The organism is Bacillus sp. FSL K6-4563 (genome assembly GCF_038630405.1).
Classification (GTDB): Bacteria; Bacillota; Bacilli; order Bacillales; family Bacillaceae; genus Bacillus; species Bacillus pumilus.
This window is the reverse complement of sequence record NZ_CP152030.1, coordinates 1,541,138-1,556,480: the sequence shown is the minus strand read 5'-3', so window position 1 is coordinate 1,556,480 and position 15,343 is coordinate 1,541,138. Positions and strand designations below refer to the sequence as shown.

Genomic DNA, 15,343 nt, shown 5'->3' with positions numbered 1-15,343 from the left:
AGACCCTTCTTTTTAAAAGAAATCATTCAATCCGACCCAATCCTACTTATACTATAGCCTTGATTTTTTATCAAGATGTCAAGGTATTTTTCTTGAAAGAGGAGTAAACAATCCTTGCAAACCCCTTGAAGCTGTGGTAAATTATTAAAGTATCTTGAGGCATCTCTAAGTACGTATATGAAGAATATGATGATGTTTTCGCAGTTAGGAGGGAAACAAATGGCACGTAAATGCGTTATTACAGGCAGAAAAACAAAAGCTGGGAACAATCGTTCTCACGCAATGAACTCTACAAAACGTACATGGGGCGCGAACCTTCAAAAAGTTCGTATTCTAGTGGACGGTAAGCCTAAAAGAGTATATGTATCAGCTCGAGCTTTGAAATCTGGTAAAGTTGAGCGTGTATAAGCAAGAGTAAACGCCTGCTACAATAACTTGTAGCAGGCGTTTTTATGTGGAAATAAAGGAGATTACTCATTAATCTTTCTTAAATGAACCAAGCATCGCACGGACAATGCCGCCAAGAAATCTAGGCAGTTTGATTGTATAAAATTTCATTTTGTCCCCCTCCTAAAAGTACCGCTTGCAGCACAATTGAGCTTAATCAGCCATCCACATTGATAGGTTGGTCAATCTTTGCTTCTTACCATTATTAATATGCCTTCATGAAAAGAAAAAGTACCATTTGAGTGGATGAGTTCGTTACTAATACATAGTGTGGAACTAGGCTCAATATGACAATTTTTCAGAGGATATTTGAAACCTTTTAACGTCAGCTTTTCAACCGGTGTTCCAAAGGGTAAAAACGATACATATTTTTTATCCTGATCTTCTTTTATTTCGTATGTACCAGGTTCAAACATTTGAATGATATTTTGTTTGTCTACAAGGGTGATATTCTGCTTGTGCTGAATCCCTTTGTAAAGAAGATGGATATTTCCTAGAAAATGATCCGCCCTTCCTCCTGTAATACCATAGATGTAAATATGTGCTGGGTGCTGACTTAGTGCCCAGTTCAGTGCAAGCTCTAAATCGGTTTCATCCTTTTCAGCTTGAAATACATTCAGAGCAGGCAATTTCTCTTTCAGCTCCCGAAGCTCTTTTTCTGTCACACTGTCAAAATCACCAAAGGCTTTGGCAGGGGTAATACCGTGCTCTAGTAAGAAGAGGGTTCCACGGTCTACGCCAATCCAGAGAACATCCTCCTGTGATGCTTCACGTTCAAGTGGCGGGATGTATTCAAAAGGACCGCCGGCTACGATATGTATGTGCATGATACACGCTCCTCTCCATGTAAAAAGAACCAAAGATCACAATGACTTTGGTTCCTTCCTTTACGCTTCTCGAATTGCCTGGATCGCTGCTGCGCGGTTTTCTTTACCATATACCGCAGAGCCCGCTACTAGTAAATTAGCGCCTGCTTCTTTGCAACTCTTTGCAGTCTCTACATTGACACCGCCGTCTATTTCTATTAGTAAATCGGTTAAGCCCTTTTGTTCACTCAGTGCTTTTACTTCTTTTACCTTCGTGAGGACAGATGGAATAAATGCCTGTCCCCCAAAACCAGGGTTCACTGTCATGAATAACACAAGGTCCACATCTTCTAATACATGCTCAATGTGAGAAACAGGTGTGTGCGGATTCAAGACGACCCCTGCTTTTACACCTTGTTCTTTCATATGTTGTATTGTTCGGTGTAAGTGCGGACAAGCTTCCACATGAACAGAGATAATATCAGCGCCTGCTTTTGCGAATGCAGGAATATACCGATCTGGCTGCTCAATCATTAAGTGAACATCAAGCGGAAGACGCGTATGTGGTCTGATCGCTTCAACGACATTTGGCCCAAATGTCATATTCGGAACAAAATGACCGTCCATGACATCGATGTGAATGTAGTCTGCACCGCCTTGTTCCACATCACGGATATCTTTCTCCAAATTGGCAAAATCTGCTGATAAAATGGAAGGGGCAATATAAACCATGATTTAGTACCTCGGCTTTCTGTCTTTGATTTCAGTTAAAAACTCTAAATAATGCTGATAGCGATATTCTTTGATTTGATCATGCTCGACCGCATCTTTTATCGCACAGCCAGGCTCTTTCACATGCAGGCAGCCTCGAAATTTGCAATCTGCACTCCGGTCTCTAATATCTAAAAAGTATAGACCTAGATCTTCTGCTTCGATGCCAGTAAATTCGAGCGAGCTAAAGCCCGGAGTATCTGCAATGAGCCCGTCTGCTGTTCGAATGAGTTCGACATGTCTTGTCGTATGCTTTCCTCGTCCGAGATGGGATGAGATATCATCTGTTTTCAGCGCCAATTCAGGACTCATCGCATTTAAAAGGGAGGACTTGCCTACACCAGACTGACCGGCAAATACCGTGATTTTATTGTGAAAATGCGGGGTCAGCTTCTCAATGCCATCTCCTTCAATCGTAGAGGTTAAATGAACCTCATAACCAATTTGCCGATAGTCGTCTGCATATGCCTTGATGGTTTCACGCTCTTCGTCTGTTTTCAATAAGTCAATTTTAGTGATACAGATAATCGGCTCAATATGATTGGCTTCTACAAGCACTAAAAATCTGTCTAAAAGTGAGGTGCTAAAGGCTGGTTCTGCCGCTGAGAAAACAAGTACCGCTTGATCAACGTTACTAATAGGCGGACGAACAAGTTCGTTTGTCCGTTCTTTTACTTCTAATAAGTAGCCTTCTTTATCATTGTCTGCTTGATACACGACGTAATCGCCAACAAGAGGTGTAATTTTGTTTTTTCGAAAGATGCCTCTCGCTCTGCACTGAACTACTTTTCCACTCTCTTGCGACTCATCCAGCACATAGTAGAATCCGCTTAATGCTTTAATAATTTTGCCCTCAGGCATAAAGTCCCTCCTTTATTCATCATCAGGGTATTCGATCGTTTTCGAGCTGACGACTTTATCATCAACCGTCACTTGATAATATCCTTTTTGACCTGGTTCAATCTTAAATTTAATGGTCCGTTCAGTCGGCGCAGTGATTTTAAAGCTTTCGTATGAATCAGAGATGCTATGCTCCGCATCATCAATGGAAATTTGGACATTCATCTCCTGCCCTTCCGCTTCTGGTTCATAAGGGATCTCAATCTTTTCAGTTACCGTTTTAGCTGGTTTTTCCTTCGGTCCAAGAGAGAATGTAATCTTGACCGTATCACCTGGTTTAACAGCCGTTCCTGCTCCTGGTTCCTGCTTCATGACCTCGCCTTTTGGCACATCGTCAGAATGCGCTTCTTTTTCATCGAGCTTTAAGCCGTTATCCTCTAAATAATTCGATGCCGCTTGCTTACTATACGTCGTTAAATCACGTAATGTAATATCGGCAGGACCTATGCTGACAGTCAACGTGACTTCTTCATCTGCTGCTACAAGCTCAGTATTCGCGGAAGGACTCTGTTCCATGACAATCCCAGACTCGGTGTCATTATCATTCACTTCCTCCACAACGACCTGTTTAAATCCTTTTTTCTCTAATATTTCTTTTGCTTTATCGACCTTTTCGCCTGTAACATCAGGTAATTCGGTCTTTTCCTTGCCAGTACTTTCGTAAAGCTGAATCTCTGTTCCTTCTTTGACCTTTGTGCCGATTTTCGGGTCTGTTTTGACGACGAGACCTTTTTCAATTTTCTCATCAGCGATCTCTATTGACTCCGAAGCGACGGTAAACCCAGCTTTCTTTAAGGTATCTTCTGCTTTTTCAACCGTCATGCCAGATACATCTGTGACTTCCACATCTTTTGGAAAAAGCAGCCCTGGAAACACAGTGATGGCTAAAATTGACGCAGCAGTCAATATAAATAAGATGGATGCCACAATCCATGGCCATTTTTTTCGTTTCTTTTTCGGCTTTTGTTTCTCTTTTTTCTTCGGTTTTTGAGCCGGATGGACGGCTGTTTTTTCATTGTCTTGATCGATTTGATGATCTTGAATGATTGGGATCGCTTTCGTTGCTTCATGGTCTTCTTCAATAACAAAGCGTTTTTCTTTTAATCTGGCTGGATCGAAAGCGGTTTTTAAGTCTTTTTGCATTTCAGATGCATCTTCATATCGATAAAATGGATCTTTGGCCATCGCCTTTAAAATGATGTTTTCCACGCTTTGTGGAACAGAAGGATTCCATCTTCTCACAGATGGTGGCTCTGATTGCAAATGCTTCAGTGCAACACTGACAGCCGATTCTCCTTCAAATGGCATGCGTCCTGAGATGAGTTCATAGAGCACAATCCCAAGTGAATAGATGTCTGATTTTTTCGTTGCAAGACCCCCGCGTGCTTGTTCTGGAGACAAGTAGTGCACGGAGCCTAGGACAGAATTTGTATGGGTAATGGTCGCTGAGCTGAGTGCCATGGCAATCCCAAAATCAGTGACTTTGATGTTCCCCATATTGTCTATTAATATATTGTGAGGCTTAATGTCTCGGTGGACGAGCTGTTTCGCATGGGCTTCTTCCATCGCCGCAACGACTTGCTCCATGATGCGAACGGCTTCTTTCGGATGAAGCGGGCCATTGGCGTGTATGTATTCTTTCAGCGTCATCCCTTCGACATATTCCATGACAATATAATAAATGTCATCTTCTTCCCCAACATCGTAGATGCTGACAATATTCGAATGATCTAAGCTTGCAGCTGACTGCGCTTCCCGCCGGAAACGTCTAATAAAATCATCATCGCTCGCAAAGTCAAACCGCAAAATTTTAATCGCTACTTCGCGATCTAAAATCATATCCTCCGCCAAATAGACGTTGGCCATTCCGCCTCCGCCTATGACGCGAAGAATCTGATAACGGCCGCTGATCCTTTTTCCGATCAACACTCGCTGTCACCCTCCTCTGGCTGGGAGGAGATTTCTAACAGTACTGCTGTAATGTTATCTTCACCGCCGTTGTCATTCGCTGTTTGTATTAACTCTGTTACTTTTTCCTCTGGTGCGGTCGTTTGCGTTAATATATGAGTCAAATTCTCTTCTTCTACTTTATTCGATAGACCATCTGAGCAAAGCAGGATTTGATCTCCTGGGTCCACTTCAAAAGTGCGTGCATCAATTTGAACACGTTTATCTGTTCCTAATGCTTTCGTGAGCACATTTTTTCTTGGATGATATTCTGCATCCGCTTTTGAAATTTCACCTGTTTTCACAAGCTCATTCACGAGTGAATGATCATCTGTTAATTGGGTCAGCGCTCCTTCTCTTAGCAGGTAGCAGCGGCTGTCTCCAATATGCGCAATTGTGACCGTTTGCAAATGAACGAGCGCGCATACAATAGTCGTCCCCATTCCTTGGCACTCCTCATTGTTTTGCGCATGTTCATAAACTTGGTCATTAATGTCACTGATTTTTGAGATTAACCAGCTTTCTTGATCGGCTGGCTTTTCTGGAATTGAAGATGTTTCTTCCCAGTATTCTTTTAAAGAAGAGACTGCCATCTTGCTGGCGACATCACCAGCAAGATGACCTCCCATGCCGTCTGCTACAACAGCGAGAAGTGAATCTTCTTTTGCTTCAAAAATACCTGCATCATCTTCATTATGCTGACGGACTTTTCCTGTATCGGTAAGAAAGGCTGCCCTTATCAACATTCGTCACCTCGTCTCTTCCTGACGCTCCTTCGCTCTTAGCTGACCGCAAGCAGCATCAATGTCATGGCCTTGCTCTCGTCTAATCGTTACGTTTACGCCTCGTTCTTTTAGCGTTTTTTCAAATAGGAAGATTTGTTCTCTAGGTGTTCTCACATAATCTCTCTCTGGTACATAGTTCACCGGAATGAGGTTCACGTGGCACTTGATTCCTTTTAATAGGTCTGCAAGTTCTTCTGCATGGTGAACTTGATCATTTACTCCGCCAAACAGGCCGTATTCAAAGCTGACACGTCTACCCGTCTTTTGAATGTAGTATTCGATGGCTTCCATTAATTTTGGCAGCTTATATGCCTTATTGATCGGCATTAGGCGGCTTCTGATCTCTGTGTTCGGTGCGTGCAATGACACAGCAAAGTTGATTTGCATTTGCTCATCAGCGAATTGATAGATCTTTGGAATGATTCCGCTTGTCGAAACCGTAATATGGCGTGCACCAATATTTAAGCCATGATCATGGTTGATGATTTTAAGGAAAGCAAGCATTTCTTCAAAGTTATCAAACGGTTCGCCAATTCCCATGATGACAACAGAGCTGACTCTCTCGTCTGTTTCGTCAAGTGCCTGCTGTACTTTTAATACTTGTGCAACGATTTCTCCGGCTTCAAGGTTTCGTTTTAAACCGCCGAGTGTAGATGCACAGAATGTACAGCCAATTCTACAGCCAACCTGCGTTGTCACACAGACAGAGTTTCCATATTCATGACGCATAAGAACTGTTTCAATTGTATAACCATCATGCAGTTCAAATAAAAACTTGATCGTTCCGTCTTGAGACGTTTGTTTGATCACAGTTTTTAATGTTGTGATTGTAAATTGATCTTTTAATTTTTCTCTTAAATCTTTGGAGAGGTTAGACATTTCATCAAAGGATGTCACACGTTTCTCATAAAGCCACTCAAAAATTTGCGCTGCGCGGAAAGGCTTTTCGTCTTGTTCTTTTAACCATTCTTTCATTTCGTGAAGCTCAAATGAATAGATCGACGGCATATCTGTTTTCAGTTCTTTTCTTACTTTTTGTTCTGTCATTTTTTATCCCTTCTTTCTCATGCTGCAAATAAAGAAACCATCTGTTCCGAAATAATGAGGAAGAATTTGCACACTTCCGTTTTGAACAAACGGAGCAACCTGCTCAGGCAGCCGTTCATTAAGAGATAGATCGGGTTCGAAGTCTTGGTGTTCTTGTAAAAACGCATGAATCACTTGTTGATTTTCTGTTGGGTCCATTGTACATGTACTATATACAAGGGTTCCGCCAGGCTTTAAAAGCGGAGCTGTTTCTTTTAAGATTGCCTGCTGAATTGCAGCTAGCCTTGCTGAGTCTTCTGGAGACTTTGTATATTTCATATCTGGTTTTCGTCTAATGACGCCAAAACCAGAACACGGCGCATCAATCAGAATCCGGTCAAATGAAGCTTCGCTGTAATCGTCTTTTGCCTTCCTTGCATCAAGCGCTTTTGCTTCAATCTGAGTAAGGTTCAGACGTTTTGCTGCTTGTTTGATGAGTTTCACTTTGTGTTCGTGCAAATCAAGTGAAACAATTTGTCCTTCGTCGTTCATACGCTCTGCGATATGTGTTGATTTTCCGCCTGGAGCCGCACAGGCGTCAAGCACAGCTTCTCCCGGCTGAGGGTCTAGTGCTCTTGCGACAAGCATTGAGCTCTCATCTTGAATGGTCACATAACCTTCTTGAAAAGAAGGAGTTGAAACGATGGACCCTTTCATCAATTTAAGTGCATCTTCAGATAAGTTACCGAGCTCCGTTTCAATTCCTGCATCCATCAGTTCTTGCTGCAGTGCCGCGCGGTCAGTTTTCATTCGATTGACACGAAGGGTTTGCTTTGGCGGGACCAAATGAATGCGGCACATGCTTTCTGCCGCTTCAAATCCGTACGACTGAACCCATTCCTGCACGAGCCATAATGGGTGGCTTGTCTCAATCGAAAGCCGCTTGACTGGATCTTTGATGTCATCAAAAGCCGGAACGCCTTCTCTTTGCACGGATCGAAGAACGCCGTTCACAAGTGAAGAAATGCCCTTGTGCCCTCTCTTTTTCGTTAGCTCAACCGCTTCATGGATGGCTGCACGATCTGGAATCTTTTCAAGGTAGACCATTTGATAAAGGGACATCCGCAAAAGCTGCATGACCCACGGAGCCACCTTTTGCGGTTTTTTCACAAATGGTGCCAGCATATAATCTAATGCCAGCTTGTTTTGCAGTGTACCGTACACAAGCTCTGTTAAGAGCGGTTTGTCCTGATCTGCCAAGTCTTTGTCTTTCATAACTGACTGCAAAAGCAAATTACTGTAAGCTTGGTTTTGTTCGAGTTTGATTAAAGCGTCCAGCGCTACTTCTCTCACATTACTTTTCTTCATTCATTAACCCTAATTTCTGTCCCATTTCGATATTTGCGCCTCTTAAGAAGTCTTCGCCGCTCATCTTTTTCTTACCAGCTGGCTGTACACCTGTTAATAAAAGGCCTTGTTTATTCCCAGTTCCAATGACTGGACCTTCTTTTTGAAGCTCAATCACTTTCCCAGGTTCTTCTTGCGCTTCGAGTGGAACTTTTTTCGCTTCCCATACTTTTAGATGAGCCCCGTTCCATTCAGTATAGGCAACTGGCCACGGATTTAAGCCGCGAACTTGGTTGTAAAGCTCTTCTCCGGTCTTTGTCCAGTCTAACCTTTCCTGCTCTCGCTTTATATTAGGTGCATACGTTGCCGCTTCTTCATTTTGCGGAATTGGAGAAATAGATCCGCTTAGAACATTCGGCACAGTATCTTTCAATAGTGCGGCGCCTGCTACACTTAATTTATCATGTAATGTACCGACATTGTCTAATTCGTCGATTTCCACTTCTACTTTACTGATCATGTCCCCTGCATCGAGCCGTTCCACCATGTACATGATCGTGACGCCTGTTTTCTTTTTGCCTTGAAGGATCGCATAATGGATCGGCGCGCCCCCTCTTAGTTCTGGCAGCAGCGAGGCATGTACATTGATACAGCCGAACTGAGGTTCATCTAGTAATCGTTTTGGTAGAATTTGTCCAAATGCCGCCGTGACAATTAAATCTGGCTTTAAGGCAAGCACTTTATCAATTTCTTCATCAAGGCGTACCTTTTCAGGCTGCAAGACCGGAATGCCGTGCTTTAAGGCTTCTACTTTCACAGGAGGCGGCGTGAGTACTCGTTTTCTGCCTTTCGGGCGATCTGGCTGCGTGACGACCCCGACAACTTCGTATCCTTCTGTTATAAGTGTCTGCAGCACAGGTACTGAGAAATCAGGGGTTCCCATAAATACAATACGTGCCATTTTCTTCACCCTTCCATTTCCGCAAGTTCTTTTTCTGTATAGGTTTGAATGATTTTCGACGTAAATAATATGCCGTCTAAATGATCAATTTCGTGCAATAAGGCTCTTGCTAAAAATCCTTCTGCTTCTATTGTAAATGGTTTGCCTTTCTTATCAAAGGCTTTTACCTTCACATAGCTCGGTCTTTCTACTGTGCCGTATAAAGATGGAAAGCTCAAGCAGCCTTCAATATCTGTTTGACTTCCTTTCACTTCAAGAACCTCGGGATTCACTAAATCAATTCTGCCCGTTTCTTCTCCGATATCGACAACAGCAATTCTTTGTGAAATGCCGATTTGTGGTGCTGCTAGTCCGACTCCATCTAGCTCAAGCATTGTATCATACATATCATCAAGCAGTTTTTTGAGCTTTTTATCGAACGTATCGACAGGCTCTGCCATTTGTTCGAGTACTTCTGCCGGATGCATGACTATTGGTTTGACTGCCACTTAAAGCCCTCCGTTTTACATCATCATATATGGATTCATATCTATTGAAATCATCAATTGTTTTTGTTCCATTTCCTTTTGATAATGATCTTGTATTTTCCGTAGTAAACTTGCCAGTTCATTTTCCCTTTTGTATTTTATCACGCATTGATATCGATATCTATCTTTGATCTTAGCGATTGGTGATGCAGCCGGACCAAGAATTCTTGTATTCGGTGCACAGTTCATTTTTAGGAACTGAACAATTTGATCCGTGACATGCGCTGCCTTCGTCACTTCCTCATGTGATACTGTCACCATCGCCAAAAAGTAATACGGCGGATAGGACTGGTGGCGGCGATGCAGCATCTCCTGTTCATAAAAGGCTTCGTAGTCATGCTGCTTCGTTAATTCAATACTATAGTGAGAAGGCGTATACGATTGAATGATCACAGAGCCCGCTTTTTCATGTCGTCCTGCCCTGCCGCTGACCTGAGTGAGAAGCTGAAATGTTTTTTCACTTGAACGGAAATCAGGGATATGAAGAGACGTATCCGCACTTAGAACACCAACAAGTGTGACATCTGGGAAATCTAGCCCTTTTGCAATCATCTGCGTCCCGAGCAAAATGTCTGCTTCTTTATTGCCAAAAGATGTGAGGAGCTTTTCGTGAGCACCTTTACGAGACGTTGTATCTACATCCATTCGGATGACTCTTGCCTCTGGCAGTACTTTTGTCAGCTCTTCTTCTACACGCTGCGTACCCGTACCAAAATAGCGAATATGCTCACTATGGCATTCTGGACATTCAGCTGGCACCGGTGCCTCGTGACCGCAATAATGGCATTTCAGCCGTTTTTGATAGCGGTGATAGGTGAGAGAAATTTCGCAATGAGGACATTGCTCCACATATCCGCAATCACGGCACATCACAAAGGATGAATAGCCCCTTTTATTCAGAAATAAGACGGCTTGTTCTTTTCTTTCAAGCACTTCCTTTAATCTGAGCATTAATTCTTCTGAAAACATGGACCTGTTGCCATTTCTCAATTCTTCTCTCATATCAATTAACGAAACGTGCGGCAGCTGCTGCTGGTTGACTCGGTTTTTGAGCGTCAGCAATGTAAACACGCCTTTTTTGGCACGCGCGTAGGTTTCAAGTGAAGGAGTTGCACTACCTAAAACAACTGGGCATCGATGCCTTTTGGCTCTTTCAATGGCGACGTCCTTGGCATGATAACGAGGCATTTCCTCTTGTTTATAAGAAGATTCATGCTCTTCATCTATGATAATCATGCCTAGATTTTCAAATGGTGCGAAAACAGCCGATCTCGCGCCCACGACAAGTTTGACTTCCTTGCGGTGGATTTTCCGCCATTCATCATATTTTTCCCCTGTCGATAATCCGCTATGAAGTACAGCCACATTTGAACCGAATCGTTCTTTAAACCGCTGAACCATTTGAGGGGTTAACGAGATTTCTGGAACGAGGACGATCGCTTCTTTTCCTTTTTGTAGGGCATGATCAATCGTCTGCAAGTATATTTCCGTTTTACCGCTTCCTGTCACCCCGTGCAGCAGAAAGGTTTCATGCCGGTCATCGCTGACTGCTTGATGTATATGTTTTGCCGCTTCTGCTTGTTCTGGCATAAGGTCAAGTGAAGAAGAAGGTGTAAATGCCCGGTCACGATAAGGATCCCGGTAGACCTCTTCATAGCTTTCTGTTAGCAGCCCTTCTTGAATAAAGGTTTTAAGCGTTTGAGAACTCGCGCCTGTTTGCTGCTGCAAGTCTTTCGCTAAAAAGGTCGTCTCACTCGCTTGAAGCAAAAAGGAGAGCAGAGCCTTTTGTTTCACCGCATTTTTTTTCAGCTGCTGCTGTTTTTCTTCAAGCTTATCTTTTGATGCAGCTAATTGGAGCGTGCGCACTTTTTTCTTTCCAGATTTTTGGGAAACGTGATACCTTACCTCTAGATGACCTTTTTGGACATGCTTTTGAATCTGTTTTAGTTGTTCGGCTGGGATGTCAGCGTAAAGAATGCTATCTCGCTGACCGAAAAGCTCTTTCAATGACTGCGGAAGTTCTTCATCTGACAGCACTTGAATTTCTTTTTCATACTTCGCCTTCATGGCTGCAGGCAGCATCGATTGAAGTGCCGTAATGTGATAGGACAATGTTTTTTCCGTCAGCCAGTGGGAAAGCTCCAATAGCTCATCTGTCAGAACAGGTGATAAATCAAATAAATCGACAATGTCCTTTATGCTTCCTGTTTTTACGTCTGTTTCTTCTTTGACTTTTGTCACAAACCCTTGAATCTTCCTAGGGCCAAAGGGAACGACCACCCTCATTCCCGCTTTGACGAGATCTTTGAATCGATCTGGTACACGGTAATCGAATGGCCGGTCAATGGCTTTCGTTGTGACATCTACGATGACTTCAGCAATCATGCGCGATCACGCTCTTTTGGCAACAGCTGTTTTGCCTCCTTTAAGATTTCAAAAGCGAGGTCTTTTTTGCTCATCATCGGCAGTTCTGTTGTTGTACCATCTGCTTTGATGATTGCTGCTACATTTGTGTCTGTGCCAAAGCCTGCACCTTCTTTTGTGACATTGTTGGCCACAATCATATCTAAATGCTTGGATTCGATTTTCTTTTTCGCATAATATTTTACATCCTGCGTTTCAGCTGCAAAACCGACAAGCACTTGATGCTCTTTTCTTTTCCCCAGCTCTTTTAAAATATCTTTTGTCCGGGTGAATTCAATCTCTAAGGCGCCGTCCTGTTTTTTCATTTTATGAGGATATGAGGTCACAGGGGTATAGTCGGCGACTGCTGCTGATTTAATGACAAGGTCCGCTTCCTCGTACACAGCTAATGCGGCTTGATACATGTCCTCTGCCGATTCAACGTGCACCACATGTACATGATTAGGTGCCGTTAAAGAAACAGGTCCTGAAATAAGCGTGACATCAGCCCCCATTTGCTGCGCAGCCTCTGCAATCGCATAGCCCATTTTTCCAGACGATCGATTTGTAAAGAAACGCACAGGATCGATGACTTCTCGTGTAGGACCTGCTGTCACCACGACTTTTTTACCTGAAAGCGGTAAGTTTTTTGGCTCTTCGAAAAAAGCACGGATGTGCTCAACTATTTTTTCAGGTTCCTCTAATCGCCCTTTTCCAATATAGCCACAGGCTAAATAACCTTCACTCGGTTCAATAAACTGGTAGCCGTCCTCATATAATGTGCGAATGTTCCGCTTTACAGCCGGGTGATCATACATATGCACATTCATAGCTGGTGCGATCCATACAGGAGCAGTTGAAGCAAGTAAGGTCGTCGTGAGCATATCATCTGCAAGCCCTGCCGCCATTTTACCAATCGTATGTGCTGTTGCAGGGGCAACAAGGATGAGATCGGCCCAGTCAGCTACGTCAATATGCGCAATGACTTTTGGATTGTTTTCTTTAAATGTATCCACATACACCTCATGTCGAGACAGAGCTTGGAAGGTAAGCGGAGACACAAACTCACGGGCAGATTCTGTCATAATCACTCTTACATTTGCGCCTGCTTGTACGAGTTTACTAGTAAGTGCAGCTGCTTTATATACGGCGATTCCTCCGCTGACGCCGAGCAAAATATTTTTTGACTGTAACATTTGTTTGTCCCCCTTAACGGCCTTTTTCACAAATTCGTCTACAATTCAAAAAAGTCAAAACCAATCATAGTTTTGACTTTTTTGAACGTATCGTATCTGCATAGCAGAAGCGATGTGTTATTCTTGATCCTCTTTTTCAAATGTCAAAAGACCGGCATCAATTTCTTCAAGTGCTTTACCTACAAATTTGTAAGATTTCGTATTTTCGATTTGCTGATCTTGGTGGATCTGCATTTCACGTGCACGACGTGCAGACACTGTCACAAGTGTGTATTTTGAATCAAGTTTGTTCATCAATGAGTCAATTGAAGGATCTAACATAGTTTATTCTACCCCCAGCATTTTTTTATATCTTGGTGCGACTCTGTCTCTGCGCAGGTGTTCTGCAAGGACGATCGCTTTGATTCTTTCACAAGCAAGCTCGACATCATCGTTTTCCACGACATAGTCGTAAGCATCCATCATTTCAATCTCTTCTTTTGCAGCAGCCATTCGATTTCGAATGAGCTCCTCAGACTCTGTACCACGTGTAATGATGCGGTTCTGAAGTTCTGAAAGACTAGGCGGTGCAAGGAAAATAAAAAGACCTTCTGGGAATGCTTCTCTTACTTGAAGTGCACCTTGCACTTCGATTTCAAGGAAAACATCTTTTCCTTCGCTTAATGTCTGTTCTACATAGTCAACAGGCGTGCCGTAGTAATTCCCGACATACTCTGCCCATTCTAACAGCTTTTTGTTTTCAATCATATGTTCAAATTCTTCCCTGGATTTAAAGAAATAATCGACACCATTTCTTTCACCTTCACGCGGTTTACGTGTTGTCACAGAAATTGAGTATTCAAATTTCGTATCTTCCTGGGAGAAAATGGCTTGTCTGACCGTTCCTTTTCCAACTCCCGAAGGTCCAGAGAGAACGATTAAAAGTCCTCTTTCTTTCATAATGGCGTATTACCCCTGCCCTTCATCTATGATTTCTTCTTTTACAGAAAGTCTTTGCGCGACAGTCTCAGGCTGAACGGCAGATAAGATGACATGGTCACTGTCCATAATGACAACAGCACGGGTTCTTCTTCCGTATGTAGCATCTATGAGCATGCCTCGATCTCTTGCGTCTTGTATCATTCGTTTAATCGGTGCTGATTCCGGACTGACGATCGAAATCATCCGATTCGCTGAAATGATGTTTCCAAATCCGATATTGATCAACTTTATGGTCATCTTCTAACGTCCCCCTGTATTATAAACGTCTCTAGTCTCGCCGAAAGAGACGTACTGTAAACAGCATACACAATGACTATTCTATATTCTGCACTTGTTCTTTTATTTTTTCAATAGCACTTTTCATTTCAACCACCAGCTTAGTTAAATGATGATGGTTCGCTTTTGAGCCAATGGTGTTCACTTCACGGTTGAGCTCCTGTACTAGAAAATCAAGTTTTCTGCCAGCAGCACCGCCTTGCATCAAGATTTGCTGGAATTGCTGAAAGTGACTTTTCAATCTCGTAATCTCTTCTGTAATGTCACAGCGGTCAGCAAAGATCGCAGCCTCTGTTGTCAATCTGCTTTCGTCAAGCGCCTCTCCGATCCATTCTTGCAATCGCTGATTGAGCCTGTCTTTATACTGACTCACAACCTCTGGTGCAAAGACTTTGATTTCTTCTGTATAGGCCTCTAATTCAGAAAGCCTCAGCTCACAGTCTTTTTGAAGTGATGTTCCCTCCTGCTCTCTCATGAAGCAAAGCTCCTTGACAGCCGTTTCACAAGCTTCCATCAGCAATTGCTCTAATTGCTCATTTCGGCTAGCCGATTCTTCTACTTGAACGGCATGATCCAGCCCCAGTAAGTCATGTGCATGCTGAATGCCTGAAATGTGATAGCGTTTCTCGAGATCTTTTGCGGCTTTCATGTATTCATCAAGCAGCGGCCAGTCGATCTGCAAGGACCGGCTTGCTAGTTTACCGCCTTCAATCGTAACAAACAGCTCAATTCTACCGCGCTGCACGTGACGAAGAATGATTTTTTTTAATGTGTCTTCGAAATATAAAAGCGGCCTCGGCAAACGGGCATGAACCTCTTTAAAACGGTGATTGACCGATTTTAGCTCAACTGACACTGTCAGTTCTCCATCCGTTTTACTCGCTTGGCCGAATCCCGTCATACTGCGTATCATGTCAAAACACCCAATTCTTTCATATTAATAAAATGAAAAAGGTAATAGCAGACACTA

The 15,343-nt window shown here is 43.0% G+C and carries 17 protein-coding genes; 1 reads left to right on the top strand and 16 read right to left on the bottom strand.

The genetic code is table 11. The features are described from left to right. Positions 1-219 precede the first annotated feature (219 nt). Complete coding sequence (rpmB, locus tag MHH54_RS07730; protein WP_003212514.1) at positions 220-408, top strand: 50S ribosomal protein L28; 189 nt, start codon at positions 220-222, stop codon at positions 406-408. 69 nt (positions 409-477) lie between these two features. Here rpmB and spoVM read toward each other — a convergent pair whose 3' ends face one another. The 16 genes from spoVM to MHH54_RS07650 form a co-directional block, all read right to left on the bottom strand. Then, positions 478-558: a stage V sporulation protein SpoVM gene (gene spoVM, locus MHH54_RS07725; protein WP_008354550.1), complete on the bottom strand. Its 81-nt coding sequence runs from the start codon at positions 556-558 to the stop codon at positions 478-480. A 71-nt stretch (positions 559-629) separates the two neighbouring features. Beyond that, positions 630-1,274 carry a thiamine diphosphokinase gene (locus tag MHH54_RS07720; protein WP_268493064.1) on the bottom strand — a complete coding sequence of 215 codons (645 nt, stop codon included), beginning with the start codon at positions 1,272-1,274 and terminating at the stop codon, positions 630-632. Positions 1,275-1,334: 60 nt separating this feature from the next. Beyond that, on the bottom strand, positions 1,335-1,985 hold the full coding sequence (gene rpe / locus MHH54_RS07715) for a ribulose-phosphate 3-epimerase (RefSeq protein WP_050945061.1): 651 nt from the start codon (positions 1,983-1,985) through the stop codon (positions 1,335-1,337). Positions 1,986-1,988: 3 nt separating this feature from the next. Beyond that, complete coding sequence (rsgA, locus tag MHH54_RS07710; protein WP_050945062.1) at positions 1,989-2,885, bottom strand: ribosome small subunit-dependent GTPase A; 897 nt, start codon at positions 2,883-2,885, stop codon at positions 1,989-1,991. A 12-nt stretch (positions 2,886-2,897) separates the two neighbouring features. Further along, on the bottom strand, positions 2,898-4,853 hold the full coding sequence (gene pknB / locus MHH54_RS07705) for a Stk1 family PASTA domain-containing Ser/Thr kinase (RefSeq protein ID WP_003212486.1): 1,956 nt from the start codon (positions 4,851-4,853) through the stop codon (positions 2,898-2,900). Next, positions 4,847-5,617: a Stp1/IreP family PP2C-type Ser/Thr phosphatase gene (locus tag MHH54_RS07700; RefSeq protein WP_251191279.1), complete on the bottom strand. Its 771-nt coding sequence runs from the start codon at positions 5,615-5,617 to the stop codon at positions 4,847-4,849. The genes pknB and MHH54_RS07700 overlap by 7 nt, the downstream gene beginning before the upstream one ends. 3 nt (positions 5,618-5,620) lie before the next feature. Further along, positions 5,621-6,703, bottom strand: coding sequence for a 23S rRNA (adenine(2503)-C(2))-methyltransferase RlmN (gene rlmN, locus MHH54_RS07695; protein ID WP_003212089.1), 1,083 nt, complete (start codon positions 6,701-6,703; stop codon positions 5,621-5,623). Between the two features lie 3 nt (positions 6,704-6,706). After that, positions 6,707-8,050 carry a 16S rRNA (cytosine(967)-C(5))-methyltransferase RsmB gene (gene rsmB, locus MHH54_RS07690; RefSeq protein ID WP_342500841.1) on the bottom strand — a complete coding sequence of 448 codons (1,344 nt, stop codon included), beginning with the start codon at positions 8,048-8,050 and terminating at the stop codon, positions 6,707-6,709. Further along, a complete protein-coding gene (fmt, locus tag MHH54_RS07685; protein WP_050945065.1) occupies positions 8,037-8,990 on the bottom strand; it encodes a methionyl-tRNA formyltransferase in 954 nt (317 codons plus the stop codon). The genes rsmB and fmt overlap by 14 nt, the downstream gene beginning before the upstream one ends. Positions 8,991-8,995: 5 nt before the next feature. After that, on the bottom strand, positions 8,996-9,478 hold the full coding sequence (gene def, locus MHH54_RS07680) for a peptide deformylase (protein ID WP_342500840.1): 483 nt from the start codon (positions 9,476-9,478) through the stop codon (positions 8,996-8,998). Between the two features lie 15 nt (positions 9,479-9,493). Continuing rightward, on the bottom strand, positions 9,494-11,902 hold the full coding sequence (gene priA, locus MHH54_RS07675) for a primosomal protein N' (RefSeq protein ID WP_342500839.1): 2,409 nt from the start codon (positions 11,900-11,902) through the stop codon (positions 9,494-9,496). Beyond that, positions 11,899-13,116 carry a bifunctional phosphopantothenoylcysteine decarboxylase/phosphopantothenate--cysteine ligase CoaBC gene (gene coaBC, locus MHH54_RS07670; RefSeq protein ID WP_003211524.1) on the bottom strand — a complete coding sequence of 406 codons (1,218 nt, stop codon included), beginning with the start codon at positions 13,114-13,116 and terminating at the stop codon, positions 11,899-11,901. The genes priA and coaBC overlap by 4 nt, the downstream gene beginning before the upstream one ends. A 117-nt stretch (positions 13,117-13,233) precedes the next feature. Beyond that, positions 13,234-13,437 carry a DNA-directed RNA polymerase subunit omega gene (rpoZ, locus tag MHH54_RS07665; RefSeq protein WP_003211647.1) on the bottom strand — a complete coding sequence of 68 codons (204 nt, stop codon included), beginning with the start codon at positions 13,435-13,437 and terminating at the stop codon, positions 13,234-13,236. A 3-nt stretch (positions 13,438-13,440) separates the two neighbouring features. Beyond that, positions 13,441-14,055, bottom strand: coding sequence for a guanylate kinase (gene gmk, locus MHH54_RS07660; RefSeq protein ID WP_003212381.1), 615 nt, complete (start codon positions 14,053-14,055; stop codon positions 13,441-13,443). Between the two features lie 9 nt (positions 14,056-14,064). After that, complete coding sequence (remA, locus tag MHH54_RS07655; protein WP_008344898.1) at positions 14,065-14,334, bottom strand: extracellular matrix/biofilm regulator RemA; 270 nt, start codon at positions 14,332-14,334, stop codon at positions 14,065-14,067. 76 nt (positions 14,335-14,410) lie between these two features. Continuing rightward, positions 14,411-15,286 carry a YicC/YloC family endoribonuclease gene (locus tag MHH54_RS07650; protein WP_342500838.1) on the bottom strand — a complete coding sequence of 292 codons (876 nt, stop codon included), beginning with the start codon at positions 15,284-15,286 and terminating at the stop codon, positions 14,411-14,413. Between the last annotated feature and the right edge of the window lie 57 nt (positions 15,287-15,343).